The organism is Bradyrhizobium sp. WSM1743 (assembly GCF_000473065.1).
GTDB lineage: Bacteria > Pseudomonadota > Alphaproteobacteria > Rhizobiales > Xanthobacteraceae > Bradyrhizobium.
This window is the reverse complement of the sequence record NZ_AXAZ01000038.1, coordinates 13,231-30,578: the sequence shown is the minus strand read 5'-3', so window position 1 is coordinate 30,578 and position 17,348 is coordinate 13,231. Positions and strand designations below refer to the sequence as shown.

The 17,348-nt window shown below is 65.2% G+C and carries 15 protein-coding genes; 4 read left to right on the top strand and 11 right to left on the bottom strand.

Going from position 1 to position 17,348, the window contains the following annotated elements; genetic code table 11:
• Positions 1–283: 283 nt before the first annotated feature.
• Positions 284–1,456, bottom strand: a complete 1,173-nt coding sequence (locus tag YU9_RS0121955) for an ABC transporter substrate-binding protein (RefSeq protein ID WP_027574721.1) — start codon at positions 1,454–1,456, stop codon at positions 284–286.
• Between the two features lie 298 nt (positions 1,457–1,754).
• Here YU9_RS0121955 and YU9_RS0121950 point away from each other — a divergent pair, with 298 nt between their 5' ends.
• Complete coding sequence (locus YU9_RS0121950; protein ID WP_027574720.1) at positions 1,755–3,017, top strand: NAD(P)/FAD-dependent oxidoreductase; 1,263 nt, start codon at positions 1,755–1,757, stop codon at positions 3,015–3,017.
• A 286-nt stretch (positions 3,018–3,303) separates the two neighbouring features.
• Here YU9_RS0121950 and YU9_RS0121945 read toward each other — a convergent pair whose 3' ends face one another.
• Genes YU9_RS0121945 through YU9_RS0121935 form a run of 3 tightly spaced genes read right to left on the bottom strand, consistent with a single transcriptional unit; the run spans position 3,304 to position 6,109 of the window.
• The gene (locus tag YU9_RS0121945; RefSeq protein WP_027574719.1) at positions 3,304–4,515 is read right to left on the bottom strand and encodes an ABC transporter substrate-binding protein; all 1,212 of its coding nucleotides are present in this window, start codon (positions 4,513–4,515) and stop codon (positions 3,304–3,306) included.
• Between the two features lie 49 nt (positions 4,516–4,564).
• On the bottom strand, positions 4,565–4,888 hold the full coding sequence (locus YU9_RS0121940) for a 2Fe-2S iron-sulfur cluster-binding protein (RefSeq protein ID WP_027574718.1): 324 nt from the start codon (positions 4,886–4,888) through the stop codon (positions 4,565–4,567).
• Between the two features lie 12 nt (positions 4,889–4,900).
• Positions 4,901–6,109: a cytochrome P450 gene (locus YU9_RS0121935; protein ID WP_027574717.1), complete on the bottom strand. Its 1,209-nt coding sequence runs from the start codon at positions 6,107–6,109 to the stop codon at positions 4,901–4,903.
• Positions 6,110–6,189: 80 nt separating this feature from the next.
• Here YU9_RS0121935 and YU9_RS0121930 point away from each other — a divergent pair, with 80 nt between their 5' ends.
• Positions 6,190–6,696, top strand: a complete 507-nt coding sequence (locus YU9_RS0121930; RefSeq protein WP_027574716.1) for a MarR family winged helix-turn-helix transcriptional regulator — start codon at positions 6,190–6,192, stop codon at positions 6,694–6,696.
• Positions 6,697–7,022: 326 nt separating this feature from the next.
• Here the strand turns inward: YU9_RS0121930 and YU9_RS42245 are convergent, their stop codons facing one another.
• On the bottom strand, positions 7,023–8,942 hold the full coding sequence (locus YU9_RS42245; protein ID WP_245266482.1) for a feruloyl-CoA synthase: 1,920 nt from the start codon (positions 8,940–8,942) through the stop codon (positions 7,023–7,025).
• A 147-nt stretch (positions 8,943–9,089) separates the two neighbouring features.
• Between YU9_RS42245 and YU9_RS0121920 the strand changes: the two genes are divergently transcribed.
• Together YU9_RS0121920 and atzF are read left to right on the top strand one after the other, a co-directional pair.
• The gene (locus YU9_RS0121920; protein WP_027574715.1) at positions 9,090–9,596 is read left to right on the top strand and encodes a MarR family winged helix-turn-helix transcriptional regulator; all 507 of its coding nucleotides are present in this window, start codon (positions 9,090–9,092) and stop codon (positions 9,594–9,596) included.
• A 194-nt stretch (positions 9,597–9,790) separates the two neighbouring features.
• The gene (gene atzF, locus YU9_RS0121915; protein WP_027574714.1) at positions 9,791–11,599 is read left to right on the top strand and encodes an allophanate hydrolase; all 1,809 of its coding nucleotides are present in this window, start codon (positions 9,791–9,793) and stop codon (positions 11,597–11,599) included.
• Positions 11,600–11,801: 202 nt separating this feature from the next.
• Here atzF and YU9_RS0121910 read toward each other — a convergent pair whose 3' ends face one another.
• The 6 genes from YU9_RS0121910 to YU9_RS0121885 all read right to left on the bottom strand — a co-directional run bounded on the left by YU9_RS0121910 (position 11,802) and on the right by YU9_RS0121885 (position 17,316).
• The gene (locus tag YU9_RS0121910; protein ID WP_027574713.1) at positions 11,802–12,524 is read right to left on the bottom strand and encodes a GntR family transcriptional regulator; all 723 of its coding nucleotides are present in this window, start codon (positions 12,522–12,524) and stop codon (positions 11,802–11,804) included.
• A complete protein-coding gene (gene hpxZ, locus YU9_RS0121905; protein ID WP_027574712.1) occupies positions 12,521–12,916 on the bottom strand; it encodes an oxalurate catabolism protein HpxZ in 396 nt (131 codons plus the stop codon). Before hpxZ ends, YU9_RS0121910 begins: the two co-directional genes overlap by 4 nt.
• 12 nt (positions 12,917–12,928) lie before the next feature.
• Positions 12,929–14,323 (bottom strand): AtzE family amidohydrolase, encoded by a 1,395-nt coding sequence (locus tag YU9_RS0121900; RefSeq protein ID WP_027574711.1) that lies wholly within the window; start codon positions 14,321–14,323, stop codon positions 12,929–12,931.
• Between the two features lie 7 nt (positions 14,324–14,330).
• Positions 14,331–14,510 carry a DUF4089 domain-containing protein gene (locus YU9_RS0121895; protein ID WP_018316853.1) on the bottom strand — a complete coding sequence of 60 codons (180 nt, stop codon included), beginning with the start codon at positions 14,508–14,510 and terminating at the stop codon, positions 14,331–14,333.
• A gap of 18 nt (positions 14,511–14,528) precedes the next feature.
• On the bottom strand, positions 14,529–16,310 hold the full coding sequence (locus tag YU9_RS0121890) for an ABC transporter ATP-binding protein (RefSeq protein ID WP_027574710.1): 1,782 nt from the start codon (positions 16,308–16,310) through the stop codon (positions 14,529–14,531).
• Between the two features lie 106 nt (positions 16,311–16,416).
• Entirely contained in the window at positions 16,417–17,316 is a 900-nt protein-coding gene (locus tag YU9_RS0121885; RefSeq protein WP_027574709.1) for an ABC transporter permease, read from the bottom strand.
• Positions 17,317–17,348: the final 32 nt, after the last annotated feature.

Below are 17,348 nucleotides of genomic sequence, written 5' to 3'. Positions count from 1 at the left end.
CCCGCTTGCGGGGAGAGGCCGGAATTCGAGCGCAGCTTGAATTCCGGGTGCGGGGGACTCGCCGCGAGTCATATATCCGCTGGAATCACACTCTCTCAACACGTCATTGCGAGCGCAGCGAAGCAATCCAGAATCCCTCCACGGAACGACTCTGGATTGCTTCGCTGCGCTCGCAATGACGCTGTGGTGAGAGCTTGCTGAGCTAACTTCTACCGTCCCCGCGGAGGCTCCTGCCCTCTCCCCGCAAGCGGGGAGAGGGCAAGAGACCTCGGCGAGAGTCAGCTCACTTCATCTTGCACTTGTCGTGGAAGCGATCCTGGTCGTTCTCGACGATGGTGGCGACGGTCTTCAGCGCGAGCTGGCCTTCGGCGTCCTTCACCACATCCTGCAGGTAGAAGTTCTGGATCGGGATGTGGTTGTTGCCGAATTTGAACGGGCCGCGCACCGATTTGAAGTTCGCCTTCTCCATCTCGGCCTTCATCTCGTCCTTCTTCGAGGTGTCGCCCTTCACGGCGACGACGGCGCTGTTGATCAGATTCGCGGCGTCATAGGACTGCGCGCCGTAGAAGGTCGGGCGCAGGCCGGTATACTTCTTGCGGTAGTCGGCGACGAAGCGCTTGTTCTGCTCGTTGGGAAGATCGTTGACCCATTGCTGCGCGCCGGGCACCCCGAGCGCATTCTCCTTCTGCAGCGGCAGCGAGAGCTCGTCGATGGTGAAGGCGGTGTAGAGCGGCATCGTGCTCTTCAGCCCGGCCTGCGCATATTGATTGAGGAACTGCACGCCGGCGGCACCGGGGTAGAACACGAAGATCGACTCGGCGCCGGAGGCGCGCGCCTTGGAGAGCTCGGCGGAGAAGTCGAGCTGGCTCGGCCACACCGTGTATTCCTCACCCACGACCTGACCCTTGAAGGTGCTCTTGACGCCGGCCAGCATGTCCTTGCCGGCGGCGTAGTTCGGGCCGATCAGGAACACCGACTTGACGCCCTTCTGGTTCATATAGGTGCCGACCGCCTGCGGGGTCTGGTCGTTCTGCCAGGAGGTCGAAAACACGTAAGGCGAGCACAGCTCGCCCGCGAGCTGCGACGGGCCGGCGTTGGCGGAGATCAGGAAGGTCTTCGAGTCCACCGCGGTCTTGAGCGAGGCAAGCAGCACATTCGACCAGATGTAGCCGACGATGAAGTCGACCTTGTCGGACTGCACCAGCTTCTCGGTCTTCTGCTTGCCGACGTCCGGCTTCTGCCCGTCATCCTCGTAGATCACCTCGACCGGCTTGCCGGCCATCTTGCGGCCGAGATGGTCGAGCGCGAGCTCGAAGGAATTGCGCATGTCGTTGCCGATCACGGCGGTCGGGCCGCTGAAGGTCGAGACGAAACCGATCTTGATGGTGTCGCCGGCGAATGCCTGATTTGCCAGCACCAGCGCCGCGGCGCCTGCCAGCCAAAATGCCGTCCTCATAACCACTCCCCTCCTTATTATCGGTCCCGGAAACGGGGTGATCGCCGCTCCGGCCTGTCTCTATTGAACGCAAAATCTGTCGAGCCGCCAATGGCTCAGCGCCCGTCCCTGCACCATATTTCGCCTCAATCGGCGATGGCAAGAAATATAATTCTACTCATTTGGGAGAAGGCTGCGGCGCTTTTTCGCGCCAGGTCGATACACCAGGCCTATGCGGCCATTGATGACAGCTATTGGACCGCGGCGCCCAATCCGCACTTAAATGATAGAGAGCAGCAGCGAGATTCGAGGGTGCATCATGGCCGCAAATCCCCATCGCGTCGTCATCGTCGGCGCCGGCTTCGGCGGGCTGGAGACCACCTACCGGCTTGCAGGCGCGCCGGTCGAGATCACGCTAATCGACCGCCGCAATCATCATCTGTTCCAGCCGCTGCTCTACCAGGTCGCGACCGCCTCGCTCGCGACCAGCGAGATCGCCTGGCCAATTCGCCATCTCATGCGCGACCGACGCGAGGTGACGACCTTGTTTGCCACCGTGAGCGGTGTCGATACGGCACGTCGCTGCGTGCTGATCGACGACGGCAGCGAGGTGCCCTACGACACGCTGGTGCTCGCCACCGGTGCGCGGCACGCCTATTTCGGCCACGACGAATGGGAGGGATGGGCGCCGGGCCTGAAGACGCTGGAGGATGCGACCACCTTGCGCCGGCACATCCTGGTGGCGTTCGAGCGCGCCGAGCGCGAGACGGATCCGAAGCGGCGCGCCGCGCGGCTGACCTTCGTCATCGTCGGTGCCGGCCCGACCGGGGTCGAGCTCGCCGGCACCATCGCCGAGATGGCGCATCACACCCTGCCCGCCGACTTTCGCAACATCGACACGACCAAAGCGCGCGTGGTGCTGATCGAGGCCGGCCCGCGCGTGCTCGCCGGCTTTCCCGACGAGCTGTCTGCCTATGCGCAGGCCTCGCTGGAAAAGATCGGTGTCGAGGTCGTGCTGGGAGAGGCCGTCACCGAGATCAACCGCGAGGGCGTCGTGTTCGGCGGCAAGCTGCTCGAGGCAAAGACACGCATCTGGGCCGCCGGCGTGCGCGCATCGCCCGCGGCCGAATGGCTGGGCGCACCCAGTGATCGTGCCGGGCGCGTGCAGGTCGGGGCCGACCTCACCATTCCCGGCCATCCCGAGATCTTTGCGATCGGCGACACCGTCAGCATCAACGCCTGGGACGGCAAGCCGGTGCCCGGCATCGCGCCGGCAGCCAAGCAGCAGGGCCGCCACGTCGCAGAGACCATCAAAGCTCGGCTGCGCGGAGAGACGAAGGGCGCGTTCCGCTACAAGCACGCCGGCAGCCTCGCGCAGATCGGCAAGCGGCTTGCGGTGATCGATTTCGGCCGCATCAGGCTGCGCGGCACCATCGCGTGGTGGATCTGGGGCATCGCCCACATCTACTTCCTGATCGGCCTGCGCCACCGCCTCAGCGTCGCACTGAGCTGGCTCTGGATCTACGCGCGCGATCAGCGGGCTGCGAGGTTGATCACGCAGGGATCGAGCAAGGTGGTGTAGGTGGCTTCCCCCTCTCTCCGTTCTTGCGGGGAGAGGGTTGGGGTGAGGGGCCTCTCCGCGGCGACAGTGAGAAACGAAACCTCCGATGTTTCCCCATCGTCATTGCGAGCGCAGCGAAGCAATCCAGAGTCCTTCCGCGGAGAGATTCTGGATTGCTTCGCTGCGCTCGCAATGACGTGTTGAAAAGACCGACGTTCCCGCAGGCATCTCACTCGCGGAGACTCCCCCTCACCCGCCGCGCTGCGCGCGTCGGCCTCTCCCCGCAAGCGGGGAGAGGCGAATGCAGCTACTTCACCAGCTCACACCCGCCCTCCGCCAGGGGACGAAAGGCTTGATCCGCAGGAATCGTGGAAACCAACTTGTAATAGTCGTACGGATATTTCGACTCTTCCGGCTTCTTCACCTCGAACAGGTACATCGGGTGCACGACGCGGCCGTCCTGGCGGATCGTGGTGTCGCCGAACAGCTTGTCCTTGCCCTTGAACTTCTTCATCTCGGGCACAGCATCCTTGGCGTTATCGCTGCCAGTTGCCGCGACCGCATTGAGATAAGCGAGCGTGGAGGCATAGACGCCGGCCTGGTTGCCGCTCGGCATCTTGCCGTTCATGCCGGACCGTGCGGCGAAGCGTTTTGCGAAGGCGCGGGTGTCGTCGTTCATGTCCCAGTAGAAGGCCTCCATGAGCTGGAGGCCCTGGGCGACCTTGATGCCCATGCCATGAATGTCGTTGATGAAGAGCAGGAAGGCGACGAGCTTTTGCCCGCTCTGCTGAATGCCGAACTCGGCCGCCTGCTTCACCGCATTGATGGTGTCGCCACCGGCATTCGCAAGGCCGATCACCTGCGCCTTTGAGCTCTGCGCCTGCAACAGGAAGGACGCGAAATCGGAGGTGCCGAGCGGATGTTTTGACGAGCCGATCACCTTGCCTCCATGGGACTCGATGTACTTCTGCGCCTCCGCCTCGATGCCCTTGCCGAGGGCATAGTCGACCGTGAGGAAATACCAGTCCTTGCCGCCGCGCGACATCATCGCGGCTGCCGTGGTGTTGCCGGTCGCCCAGGCGTCGTTGACCCATTGGATGGTGTTGGGCGAGCAGGCCTTGCCGGTGAGATCCGAGCTCGCCGTCGAGGACGCCAGGAACGTCATGCGGCTGTCGCGCAAGAGCGCGTTGATCGAGAGGCCGACCGCCGAGTTCGGCACATCGACGATGGCATCGACGCCCTCGACATCGAGCCATTTACGCGCAATGGCGTTGCCGACATCGGCCTTGTTCTGGTGATCGGCATAGACGATCTCCACCTTGATGCCCTTGCCGCCGCCGTTGAAATCCTCCGCCGCCATGCGCGCAGCCTCGACCGAGCCCATGCCGTTGGTGTCCTGAAAGATGCCGGAGATGTCGTTGAGCACGCCGATGCGCACGACGTTGTCCGATATCTGGGCATTCGCCGCGCCGGTCACCAGACTCGCGGCCAGCGCAAGCGTCCACTTTAGGCCTTTCATCATTCCCTCCCTATTTGCTGGTTGCCGGTCGTCGCCGGCACATCGAGCTTCAGACCTGCCGATCCGGCAGATGCAGCACTAGCCCATCGAGTTCGGGCGTAACGTTGATCTGGCAGGACAGCCGGCTGTTCGGCAGCCGCTCGGCGGCGGCGCCGTCGAGCAGCGCGTCCTCGTCGTCGGTGACCGCAGGCAGGCGCGCGAACCAGCTCTCGTCGACATAAACGTGGCAGGTCGCACACATGGCGTTGCCACCACATTCGGCCAGGATGCCGTCGATTCCGTGACGGGTCGCGGCCTGCATGGCGCTCTCGCCGCCTGAAGTCTCAATGCGGTCGGACTTGCCGTCAGGATGGATAAAGGTGATGGCGGGCATCAAGACTCCTCGTCAGGCCGCAGTGATAGTCACCGGCAGGCTGTCGAGCCCGCGCAGCGTGTTGTTGAAACGGCGCTTCGGCTCGCCCGTGATCTCGATCTTCGCGATGCGCCGAGCCAGCGCCGTCAGCATCACCTCGCCTTCGAGGCGGGCGACGAGCTGGCCGACACACATGTGGATGCCGGAGCCGAAGCCGACATGGCCGGAGGTGCGGCGGGTGATGTCGTAGCTGTCGGGGCTGTCCCAGCGCCTGGGATCGCGATTGGCGGCGGCAAGGAACATCAGCACCTTCTCGCCCTCGCCGATTCTCGCACCTGAGAGTTCGACCTCGCGCGTAGTGGTGCGGAAGAAGGTCTGCACCGGGCTTTCGAAGCGCACGGCTTCCTCGAAAGCGCCGCGCGCGAGCGTGAGATCGTCGCGCAGGCGCTGCCATTGGTCAGGGAAGCGCGCGAGGCAATAGACCGCGGCCCCGATGCCGTTGACGGTGGTGTCGAGACCGGCCGAGAGCAGCGAGCGCACCAGCAGCGGCGCTTCGGTGGGCGTGATAGCCCCCTCGTCGACCTGCGCATGGATGCAGGCGCCGAAGCCGCCGGGCGCGAGGTTCTCGCGCTGGCACTGCTCGGCGACATAGGCCTGGTGCGGCGCCGAGCGTTCGATCGCCTCCTGGCGCAACTGGTTGGGCGGACCGAACGCGTTGAACACCACGCTGGCATAGGGAATCAGGTGCTCGCGCCCCTCCGGCTTGAGGCCGAGCGCATCGGGAAAAATCGAGAGCGGATAGGCCTCGGCAAGATCCGCGATCGCATCGAAGCTGCGCTTTTCGATCAGCGCATCCACCCGCTCCTCCGCCGCCGCGGCGAAGCGGTCGCGGACCTGCTTCATCGCGGTCGGCGACAGCACTTTTGACAGCACGGCGCGGGTGCGGGTGTGCGCGGGCGGATCGGCCTCGAGGATCAGGCTGGGCGGCCGCCACGGCGTTTCCTTCTTGAAATCGGACAGGCCGACACCACGGCTGGAACAGAAGGTGACGGGATCGTTCAGCACCGCATGGACCTCGGCATAGCGCGCAACGCCGTAGACCTTCCATTTGTCGAGATAGACCACGGGGCCTGCCTCCCGCAGCTGCTGATGCGCGGGATAGGGGTCGGCAAGAAACTTCATGTCGAAGGGGTCGATATCGAGATGCGGGACGCCTGATGCGGCGGAGCCGGGTGCACTCATAGCCCTCCCTCATTTTGATCTTGTGAAAGGGCGGCGCATGCCCTTAGGTCTTTGGGCACGCCGCGAGTCAGAAACCCGATATGCCGCCGTCTTCGACCAGAGCCCGCCAAAAGCCCGCGCCCGCGGATGCAGGGCCAACGCTTGACCTCGAGCGTTACGTGCCGGCGTTCATCACCTTCATCGCCAACAAGCTCTCGAATAGCGCGACCGCGTTCTATCAGAAGCAGTTCGGCGTCAACGTCACGGAATGGCGGATCATGTCGCTGCTGGCGATCGAGCCCGGTATTCCCGCCTCGCGCATCTGCCACGTCATCGGCTTCGACAAGGGCCCGGTGAGCCGGACGCTCGCGGGGCTGGAGAAACGCGGGCTGGTGTCCATCCGTACCGATCCCGAGGACGGCCGCACCCATTCGATCGCGCTGACCGCGAGGGGTCGCGCCACCCATGACAAGGTAATCGTCGCAGCGTTCGAGCGCGAACGGCGGCTGCTGTCCTGCCTGAGCAAGGACGAGCGCGAGGTGCTGATCGATCTGCTCCGCCGGCTGCACGAGAATCTCGGCGCGGTGACGGACAGCAGCTACACCTGACGTGCCGCGCCGCAGGCGCGTCGTGTCGCCGCTGTAAGGCACGCGCCCACGTTTGCCCGCGGCACAATTCCTGCCGAGCATTGTTTCCTCCGAGATCGGACGCAGCGGTTTCGCCCGCCATCGTCCCCGTCTGGGAACGGTTCGCACAAATTAGTTGCTTAGGCAACAAAAGAATCGGCAAAATAATGCGGCAGGATGGGTGGCTTATTGGGTGCACCCTCTCTCGTCCCCTTCTCCCCCTTGTGGGAGAAGGTGGCGCAAAGCGCCGGATGAGGGGTTCTCTCCGCGATTCCAACACTGGCAATGTGCCCCGCGGAGAGAACCCCTCACCCGGCTTCGCGTTCCGCGAAGCCACCCTCTCCCACAAGGGGAGAGGGTGAACATTCACGATCGGCGTACAGCCCGATCCACTCGCTCGACGCATCATCATTCAGCCGCGCCACTGCGTCGGCACGTCGCGTCAACACGGCGCGCTGGTTGATGTAGCCCTTGTCGGTGATCTCGCCGCCATCGACCGATGGCGGCTCGGCGAGCAGTAGCGCGCGGGTGGCGTGACCGGAGGAGTTGGCGCTCTGCTGCTTCAGTTTCGCCAGACCCTGTGCGATTGCCGTCCTGATCTTGTCATGCGCCAACACATCGTTCACATCGGCCGTCTCGGATAGCCCGGCATGCGCGCGGCAGGTCGCAATATTCGGAAACACCAGGAAGCGCACCTCGTCGCCGCCATGGCCCGTAACGACGATATCCTGCGCCAGCGGCGCCAGCGCGGCGATGCCGGCCACGCGCAGCGTGCCGACGCTGACCCAGGTGCCGGAGTTGAGCTTGAAGTCTTCGGCAACGCGGCCGTCGAAGAACAGGCCACGCTCGGGCCGCGCGCTATCTGCAAGCTTCACGGCATCGCCGATCAGATAGAAGCCCTCTTCGTCGAAGGCCTGCCTGGTCAGCTCCGGCGCCTTCCAATAGCCGGGCGTGACGTTGGGACCGCGCACGCGCACCTCCAGCTTGTCGCCCGACCTAACGAGCTTCAGTTCGGTGCCGGGAATGGGCACGCCGATGTTGCCGGAGCGCTCGGCGAGGAAATGACAGTCGGTGGCGAGCGGTGAGGTTTCCGTCGAGCCCCAGGCCGAGACCATCGGCAGCGCACGGCCGACGGTCTCGATCGAAAGCTGCTTGAGCGTGTCCCAGAGGTTCTGCGGCAGCGCGGCGCCGGCATAGAAGGCGAATTTCACCTCGCTGAAAAAGCGGCGGCGCAGTTCCTCGTCGGCGCGCAGCGCCGCGATCAGCATGTCGAAACCGCGCGGCACGTTGAAATAGACCGTCGGCATCACGCTTTTCAGATTGGCGAGCGACTTCGCGAACAGACCGGGCGCCGGCTTGCCGCCATCGATATAGAGCGAGCCGCCGTTGCGCAGCACGAGATTGAAATTGTGGTTGGCGCCGAAGGTGTGGCTCCAGGGCAGCCAGTCAAGGATCACGAGACTGCCGCGGCTCTCTTCGAGGAAGGTCCAGGTCTGCGCCTTGGCTTGCTGGCTGGAGGTCAGCATGCGCTGAGTGTTGATGACCGCCTTGGGCGTGCCGGTCGAGCCCGAGGTGAACAGGAATTTTGCGATCGTGTCCGGCGTGAGCGCAGCAAAGGCTCTTGCGACGTCAGGCGTCTCGGGCGTTGCCGCAACGGTGCGGAACGCGAGCGCGTCGGCGTCATCAGCATCGCCGCTGATGATCTGCGCGTTGTGCAGCGGCTTGATGGCTGCCAGCGCTGGCGCGAACGGCTTCATCGCAGAGACGTAGATCGCACCCGGCTCGAGCAACGCGATCATGCTCTTGAGCTTGTCGAAATCTTTCGACATCAGCGAATAGGCCGGCGAGATCGCCGCCGACGGCACGCCGACATGCTGGGCGGCGAGCGCGAGCAGCGCATGATCGATGCTGTTGTCGGAGAGGATCGCGAGCGGGCGCTCTGCGCTGAGGCCCTGCGCGAGAATCCACGACGCCGCCCCGCGCACCTGCCGCAGCGCCTGCGCGTAGGTGACGGTGATCCAGGGCGCTTCGACATTGCCGCGTTCGGCCAGGAAGACCGCATCCGGCGTCTGCCGCGCCCATTGCTCAAGCCAGTCGCCGACGCAACGCGCGCCATCGCGCAACGGATCTGGCGATCGCAGCACGATGCTGCCGTCGGCGCGATGCTCTGCGACGGTCCTTGGCGTTGCGAACAGGCCTGCAACGTCACCATCTTGGGCGACTGTCATGTGTTTCCTCCTCCCGATACAGGATCGGCCGCAGCCTCGTACCGGGCCGCTTTGGCCATAATGTTGGGCACGGCAATTGTTGTCGTCAACAACAATCTTTCTCTCAAGGCCGCGAGCCGTTAGGATTGCGCGACAGGAGACACCGACGTGACAGCCAATGCGGTCCAGGCCGATAGCCGCCCTTCGCCACGCAAGCGCGCCGGCAACGGTGCGGCACCTCGCGATGTCGCCGACGACGTCGGCCTCGACGCCCTGGTCGGCCACGCCGGATATGCGGTGCGGCGCTTCCAGATCTGGATCTTTCAGGACTTCATCAAGACGCTCGGCGAGGTCGACATCAGGCCGACGCAATATTCGGTGCTGACGGTGATCGGCGCCAATCCGGGCCTGTCACAGATGGCGGTGGCCAAGCGCCTCGGCATCGAGCGCGCCCGGCTGGTGCATCTGCTCGACAGCCTCGAGCAGCGCAAGCTGGTCAAGCGGACCAAGTCGAAGGAGGACCGGCGCTCCCATGCGCTGCACCTCACCGCGCAGGGCGAGACGGCGCTGGCGAAGTTCAAGCGGCTCGCGGCCGAGCACGAGCGGCACGTCGAGGCGAAGATCGGCAAAGAGAACCGGGCGCAGCTGCTTCGGATCCTCGCGGGCTTCACCTGATGTTGACTGCCCATGATTTGGGCAGATGCACGCCACAGGCCGCCGATGCGACGACCTGCGCGCCTGCCGAAATATCCCTCAAGCCACTGATCGCACGATAACATCCGGAGTTACCGTCCTGCCCGGATAATGTACACAATGGCACATCGCTTGCTTCACTCCGGGCGAAGATAAATTGCCGGAGTTTTGTCGCCATGGGGGCTGAGCAGCCTGAAACGATCGCCGCGATTGTGGCCGCGCATCGCGCGGGGACGAGGACGCCGGCAGAGACGATCGCGCGGACTTATCAGCGCATCCGCGACCACAACGATCCTGCCGTGTTCATCAGCCTGCGCGACGAGAAGGACGCGATCGCAGAGGCCGAGAAGGTCGCCGCCCACGCGGATGCGATGAGCCTGTCGCTCTACGGCATCCCGGTCGCGGTGAAGGACAATATCGATGCGCTGGGCTTTCCGACCACAGCCGCGTGCCCGGCCTTCGCTTACACGCCGGTGCACGACTCGACCGCCGTGGAGCGCCTGCGCGCCGCCGGCGCCATCATCATCGGCAAGACCAATCTCGACCAGTTCGCAACCGGCCTCGTCGGCGTCCGTTCGCCCTACGGCATTCCCAAGAATTCGATCCGCGAGGATCTCGTTCCCGGCGGCTCTAGCTCGGGCTCGGCCACCGCGGTCGGCGCCGGGCTGGTGCCGCTGTCGCTGGGGACTGACACTGCCGGCTCTGGCCGCGTGCCGGCGATGCTCAACAACATTGTTGGCCTCAAGCCGAGCCTCGGCATGATCTCGACCGCAGGACTCGTGCCGGCCTGCCGCACGCTCGACTGCATCTCGGTGTTCGCTTTGACGGTCGACGACGCCACGCTCGCGCTCTCCGTGATGGCCGGCCCCGATCAGGCCGATCCGTTTTCGCGCGACCGGCCGCTTGCCGCGATCACGCCGTTCCCCGCGAATCTGCGCCTCGGGATGCCACGCAACGGACAGCTGATCTTCTTCGGCGACAAGAAGGCGGAAGCCGCTTACGCCGATGCGCTGAAGCGCTGGACCACGCTCGGGGCCACGCTCGTCGAGTTCGATCTCGAACCGTTCTACGAGACAGCGCGACTGCTCTATGAAGGTCCCTGGGTGGCCGAGCGCTATCTCGTGATCAAGGATCTGCTGGCGTCCGCGCCTGACGCGATTCACCCCGTCACCCGCGAGATCACCGCGGCCGGCGCGCGGCTGACGGCGGCGGAAACCTTCTCGGCGCTCTATCGCCTGCAGGGCCTGCGCAAGATCGCCGAGCGCACGTTTGCGAACATCGACGCGCTGGTGCTGCCGACGGCGCCGACGGCCTACACGACCGCACAGGTGCTCGCCAACCCTATCGAGCTCAACAGCCGGCTCGGCACCTACACCAACTTCGTGAACCTGCTCGACCTCTGCGGTCTCGCGGTGCCGGCCTCGATGCGCGCCGATGGCATTCCGTTCGGTATCACGCTGCTCGCGCCGGCCGGACGCGATGCGATGCTGGCCAGTATCGGCCGCGTGTTCCACGCAGATACGAAACTGACGATTGGCGCGAAGGGCGTCGCGCAGCCCGCGCTCGCGCCGCTGCCTACAGGCGGCGTCGATGAGATTCCGATCGCAGTGGTCGGCGCGCATCTGTCCGGCATGGCGCTGAACGGCGAGCTGAAGGCACTGAGTGCAAAATTAGTCGAGGCAACCAGGACTGCGCCGGACTACAAACTCTATGCACTCAACACCACGCCGCCGAAGCCGGGCCTGCTGCGCGTCGAAGCCGGCAAGGGTGCGTCGATCGAGCTGGAGATCTGGTCGCTATCTGCGGCGGCCTTCGGCAAATTCGTCGACGCGATTCCCGCGCCGATGGCGATCGGCACGATCCGGCTTGCCGATGGCCGCAGCGTGAAGGGCTTTCTCGTCGAGCCGCAAGTGCTGGGCGAGGCGCGCGATATCACGGCGTATGGTGGCTGGCGGAAGTATATGGCGGAAGCTGCGACGGCGTGAATTCAACACCGCTGTCGTCCCGGACAAGCGCAGCTCTGGACAACGCGTAGCGTTGTCCAGAGCGGAGTGCAGATCCGGGACCCATAGCCACAGGGAGTGGTTCTGCGAAGACTCGGAGCTGGCGCTTTGCCTCGCACTCCTGGCTGTGGTTATGGGTCCCCGCGTTCGCGGGGACGACAATGAGAGTGGCGGCGGAGGCGGCCTACACCGACACCGCGTAGATCTCGTACTCCCCGCGCACAAGCTCGATATGCGCGCGCATGGCGGCGGCGGCGCCCTGCTTGTCGCCGCGCATGATGGCGACGACGACGCGGTCGTGCTCGGCCTGCGATTTGGCCAGACGTCCGAGATTGCGGAACTGGGCGCGGCGGAACGGCTGCACGCGCACGCGCGTCGCCAGGGTGATCTCGGCGATGTAGCCGTTCTGCGAGCCGGCATAGATCGTGTTGTGGAAGCGCTCGTTGACCTCGTGGAAGCGCTCGGGATTGCCGGCGTAGCTCAACAGCCGCAGCTCCTCGTGGACGGCCTCGAGCCCATGGCGCTCGGCAGGGGACATGCGCTCGGCGGCAAGGCCTGCGCACAATGCCTCAAGCTCGGCCATCGCCTCGAACATGCCTTTCAGCCGCTCGACGGATGGCCGCGCCACCACCGCGCCACGATGAGGCCGCGCCTCGACGAGCCCGCTCGCCACCAGCTGACGCAGTGCCTCGCGCACCGGCGTGCGCGAAACACTGAAGCGCCGCGCAATGTCGGTCTCGTCTAGTGGCGCGCCCGGCGCCAGGGTTCCGCGCACAATCTCGTCGGCAAGCTGAAGACGCAGCTCCTCGGCGCGCGTGACCTTCTGCACCGACGGCAGTGCCCGATCGACGCGGGGCACCACCGGCTCGGCCGGCAGTGTCCCAGGCGGAGGATCGTCAAGCGTCATACGGTCTCTTTCGGCTCGTCGATGATGCTGACATGAGCGGCGACGACGCGCCAGCCCTCCGGGAAACGAATCCACGTCTGCATCTGCCGGCCGACCTTGCCGGGCGCCGTATCGCGATAGAACAAGGTGGACGCCACGGCCGTGTCGCGGCCGTAGCTCGTGATCACCGTCTTTGTCGTACGACGGTTGAGGCCGACCGGCGAGCGCGCGGCGCGGAAGCCGCTTATCGCCTCATAGCCATAGAGGTTCTCGCCGATGCCGTAGCGTAAGGTGCGGGGATTGTTGCGAAAGAGCTCGCCGAGCACGGCGACGTCGTTGCTGACGAGGGCCTGCTCATAGCGCTCGAACGCGGCTTTGACTTCCGCGATCACCTCGGGGAGATCGATCTCCATCTCAGAATCCTCTCAAAGTCCCCTTGGCGCGGGCGCGGCGACGACGCCCATCTTCTCCAATGCGTGCGCGACGCGCAACGCGATGCCCTCGCGCCAAGGCGCGCAAATGATCTGCACGCCGATCGGCAGCGGCTCGAGCGGCACCGGGACCGCGACCACCGGCAAGCCTATGAACGAGATCGGCTGGGTGTGGATGCCGATATTGGCGCGTACCGGCAATTCGACGCCGTCGAGGTTGAAATTCACCTGTCCGAGCTTTGGCGCGGTGCACGGCGTCGCCGGCGCCAACAGCACGTCGACCGACCTGAAGATCTCGGCAAGCTGCGCGCGATACCAGCGGCGGAATTTTTGCGCGCGATCGACCAAGGTCGCCGGGACCATGGCGCCCGCGATCAGCCGGTCGCGCACGGCGGGATCAAAGTCGTTCGGGCGCTTGCGCAGGCGGTCGAGATGCAGCGAAGCACCTTCGGTGGTGGTGATGACATAGGCTGCGGCACGGGCGCGCGAGGCTTCGGGTATATCGACCACTTGCGTTGCGCCGAGCGCCTTGGCGACGCGGCTGACGGCTTCGACCGCTTCCGGAAACACGTTCTTCTGGAAATGCCCGCCGGCGATGGCAACGCGCAGGCCCGAGATGGACTCAGCCAGCAGCGGCGTGACCGGTTCGACGCCGCGCGTGGTGCAGGCGCCATCCTCCGCATCCGGTCCCTGCATCACGTCATAGGCGAGCGCAAGATCGGTGACTGAGCGCGCGAACGGGCCGAGATGATCGAGGCTCGCCACGAAGGGGAAGGAGCGCGCACGCGACAGCCGGCCATAGGTCGGCTTCAGGCCAAAGATGCCGCAGAACGAGGACGGGACGCGGATCGAGCCGTTGGTGTCAGAGCCGAGCGCGATCGGCACCAGTGCGCCACCGACAGCGCTGCCGGAGCCGCCGGAGGAGCCGCCGCTCATCCGCGTGGTGTCGTGCGGATTGCGCGAGGGGCCGTCGTGGATGTTCTCGCCGGTGAAGTCGTAGGCGTATTCGCCCATGTTGAGCGCGCCGACGAGAACTGCGCCGGCCGCCTCCATCCGCTCGATCAAGGTCGCATCGCGCTTGGCAGGTGCGAGGTCGCGGTTGATCTTCGAGCCGGCGCGCGTGGCGAGGCCGGCGACGTCGAACAGGTTCTTCACCGCGAAGGGCACACCGGCGAGCGGGCCCACTTTCCTGCCCGCGGCGATGTCGGCATCGATCGCGCGCGCTTTCGCACGGGCACGTTCGGCCGTGACGTCGGTGAAGGAATTGAGGATGCCGTCATGCTGCTTGATGCGGGCGAGCGCGGCTTCGGTGGCGGCGAGCGCGGACAATTGGCCGCCGGCCACCGCATTGGCGATGTCGGCCGCATTCATCTCTGGCTTGGCGGTCATGGCAACATCAGGCCGTGAAGATCGGCGCCGGCTCGGTCTCGTCCGGCAGCGCGAATTCGTCGACGAGGCGGGCGAGCCGCAGCGAGACTTCGAGATTGGCACGCACCGCGGGCCTCCAGGCCTCCTCGACCGGCAGCGCCAGCGCTTTCGATACGGCGTCGATATAGTCGTCCAGGGGTTCGGCCATCACGCTCTCAAGCTGATCTCAGTGCACCGGCAACGGCGGATGCGGGATCGCCGTCAGCAGCTCCTTTGTGTAGTCGTCCTTGGGATCGCTGAGCACCTGCTCGGAAGAGCCCTCCTCAACGATCCGTCCCGTCCGCATCACAATGACACGATCGCACAACAAGCGCACCACATTCAAATCATGCGAGACGAACAGATAGCTCATACCTAGCCGGGCCTTGAGGTCCTGCAGCAGATTGAGGACCACGGCCTGGACCGAGACGTCCAGCGCCGCCGTCGGCTCGTCCAGGATGACGAGCTTCGGGTGCAGGGCGATGGCACGGGCGATGCCGACGCGGGCCTTCTGGCCGCCGGAGAGCTGGTGCGGAAAGCGGTCCAGCAGATTGTGCGGCAGGCCGACCATGGTGGCCAGCTCCTCGCAGCGGGTGCGCAGCGCATCGCGTCCCTTGATGTCGCCCAATTGCATGATCGGATCGGCAATGGCGCGCGCGGCGGTGAAGCGCGGGTTGAGACTGTCGGTCGGGTCCTGGAACACCATCTGGATTCGGCTGCGCTGCGGCAGCCGGGCAAAAGCTGATGGTGCGAGGCCGGAGATCGCCTCGCCATCGAACTGGATCAGGCCGGAGGTCTGGTCGAGGAGGCGCATCACCATCATCGACGTGGTCGATTTGCCGCAGCCGGATTCGCCGACGAGGCCGACGCTTTCGCCATGGCCGATCGAGAAGCTGATGCCGTCGACGGCGCGGAAGACATCGGGCTCGACCGGCGGCTTGCGGCCAAACAGCTTTCCGAGCACGGCGGTGGCGCCCTGGCGGGGGTATTCCTTGACGAGCTTGTCGACGAGGAGGAGGGGCGCGCTCTCACCATTCGCGCTGCTGCGCCCCCTCGCCCCGCTTGCGGGGAGAGGGTTGGGGTGAGGGGGACTCTCCACGAGCACGGTGCTGGGAGAGTCCCCCTCACCCGCCGCACTCGTATCTTCCTCAGGCAGCAAGTCGCGCAAGCTCACTCCGAGCCGCGGCGTCGCGCGCATCAGCTTCTTGGTGTAGGGGTGCTGCGGGTTCGCAAAGATCTCGGCGGCCTTGGCGGTTTCGACGACGCGGCCCTTCTCCATCACGACGACGCGGTCGCAATAGGTCGCGGCGAGGCCGAGATCGTGCGTGATCAGGATGGTCGACATCGCCCGGCGCTTGGTCAGCTCGACGATCAGGTCCATCACCGCCTTCTGCGTGGTGACGTCGAGGCCGGTGGTCGGCTCGTCCGCGATCAGCAGTTGCGGATTGCAGGCCAGCGCGAGCGCGATGACGACGCGCTGGCACATGCCGCCCGACAGCTCGAACGGATAGGCGTGATAGCGCTCGCGCGGGCGGGCGATCTTGACCTGCTCCAGCGCCTCGATCGCCTTCTCGCCGTGATCGGCAACCTGGGCCTGCTGCACATGAGTGCGCAAGACGTCCTCGATCTGGTCGCCGACCTTCCGGATCGGGTTGAGTGCCGCACGCGGGTTCTGGAAGATCATCGAGACTTCGCGGCCACGCAAATCGCGCATCTGATCCTCAGTCGCGGCCTTGACGTCGATGCCGGAGAACATCACCGAGCCCTCGGCGATACGTCCAGCGCGGTCCAGAATGCGCATCACTGCATAGGACGTCACCGACTTGCCCGAGCCGGATTCGCCGACGATGGCCAGCGTCTCGCCCTTGGCGACGGAGATGTTGACGTGCTGCACCGCCTTGACGATGCCGCGGCGGGTGGTGAATTCGACGGTGAGGTCCTGGACCTCGAGCAGGGGCTGGGCGGTCATGGGCGGCTCCCGACACTCAAAAGGTCGAAAACAACCCCATGCACAGTAGATATGACATTGAAATCGTTTAGGAATTTTAGCAAGAATTTTGGACGCGGAGCAGCCATCACGTCCTCCGCTGGGGATCGACGATGTCGCGCAGGCCGTCGCCGAGGAGGTTGAAGCAGAACACGGCGATCATCAGGGCAAGGCCGGGGAATAGCGCGATCCACCATTCCCCTGAGACCATGAAGCCCGCGCCTTCCGCGACCATGATGCCCCATTCGGCGGTCGGCGGGCGGACGCCGAGGCCGATGAAGGACAGGCCCGCAGCATTGAGGATGGCGTAGCCCATGGTCAGCGACATCTGCACGATCATGATCGGCATGATGTTCGGCAGGATGTGCACCAGCAGGATGCGGAATTCGCCGTTGCCTGATAGCCGCGCGGCCTGCACGAAGCCGGCGTTGCGGCGGACATTGGCTTCGGCACGCGCGACGCGGGCGTAGAGCGGGAAGTTCACGATCGCGGTGGCGAGGATGATGTTCTGCACGGTGTTGCCGAGCGCGGCGACGATACCCATGGCGAGCACGAACAGCGGAAAGGCCATGATGGTGTCGGCAATGCGGCCGACGATGCGATCGGTCCAGCCGCCGAAATAGCCCGCGGCGATGCCGGCAAGGCCGCCCATCAGGAACACCAGCGCGACCGAGGCGATCGCGATGAACAAATCGAGGCGCGTCGCGACGATCACGCGGCTGAAGATGTCGCGGCCGAGCTGGTCGGTGCCGAACCAGTGCGCCGCGGAGGGCGGTTTCAACGCGGCGGCCGTGTCGGAGGCGAGCGGATCGTAGGGCACGACATAGGGGCCGAACAGCGCGGCGAAGACGATGATCAGGAGCAGCGCGAAGGCGAAGCCCGTGACCTTGTTTTCACTGAGGACGTAGCGAGTCTGTTCGAGGATCGCTGATAATCCCGACGTGCGGGCGGGGCCGACAGGTTCAACAGCAGGCGCAACGGAGCTCATTGGTTTCACTCCTGGTGCTTCATGACGAGCTG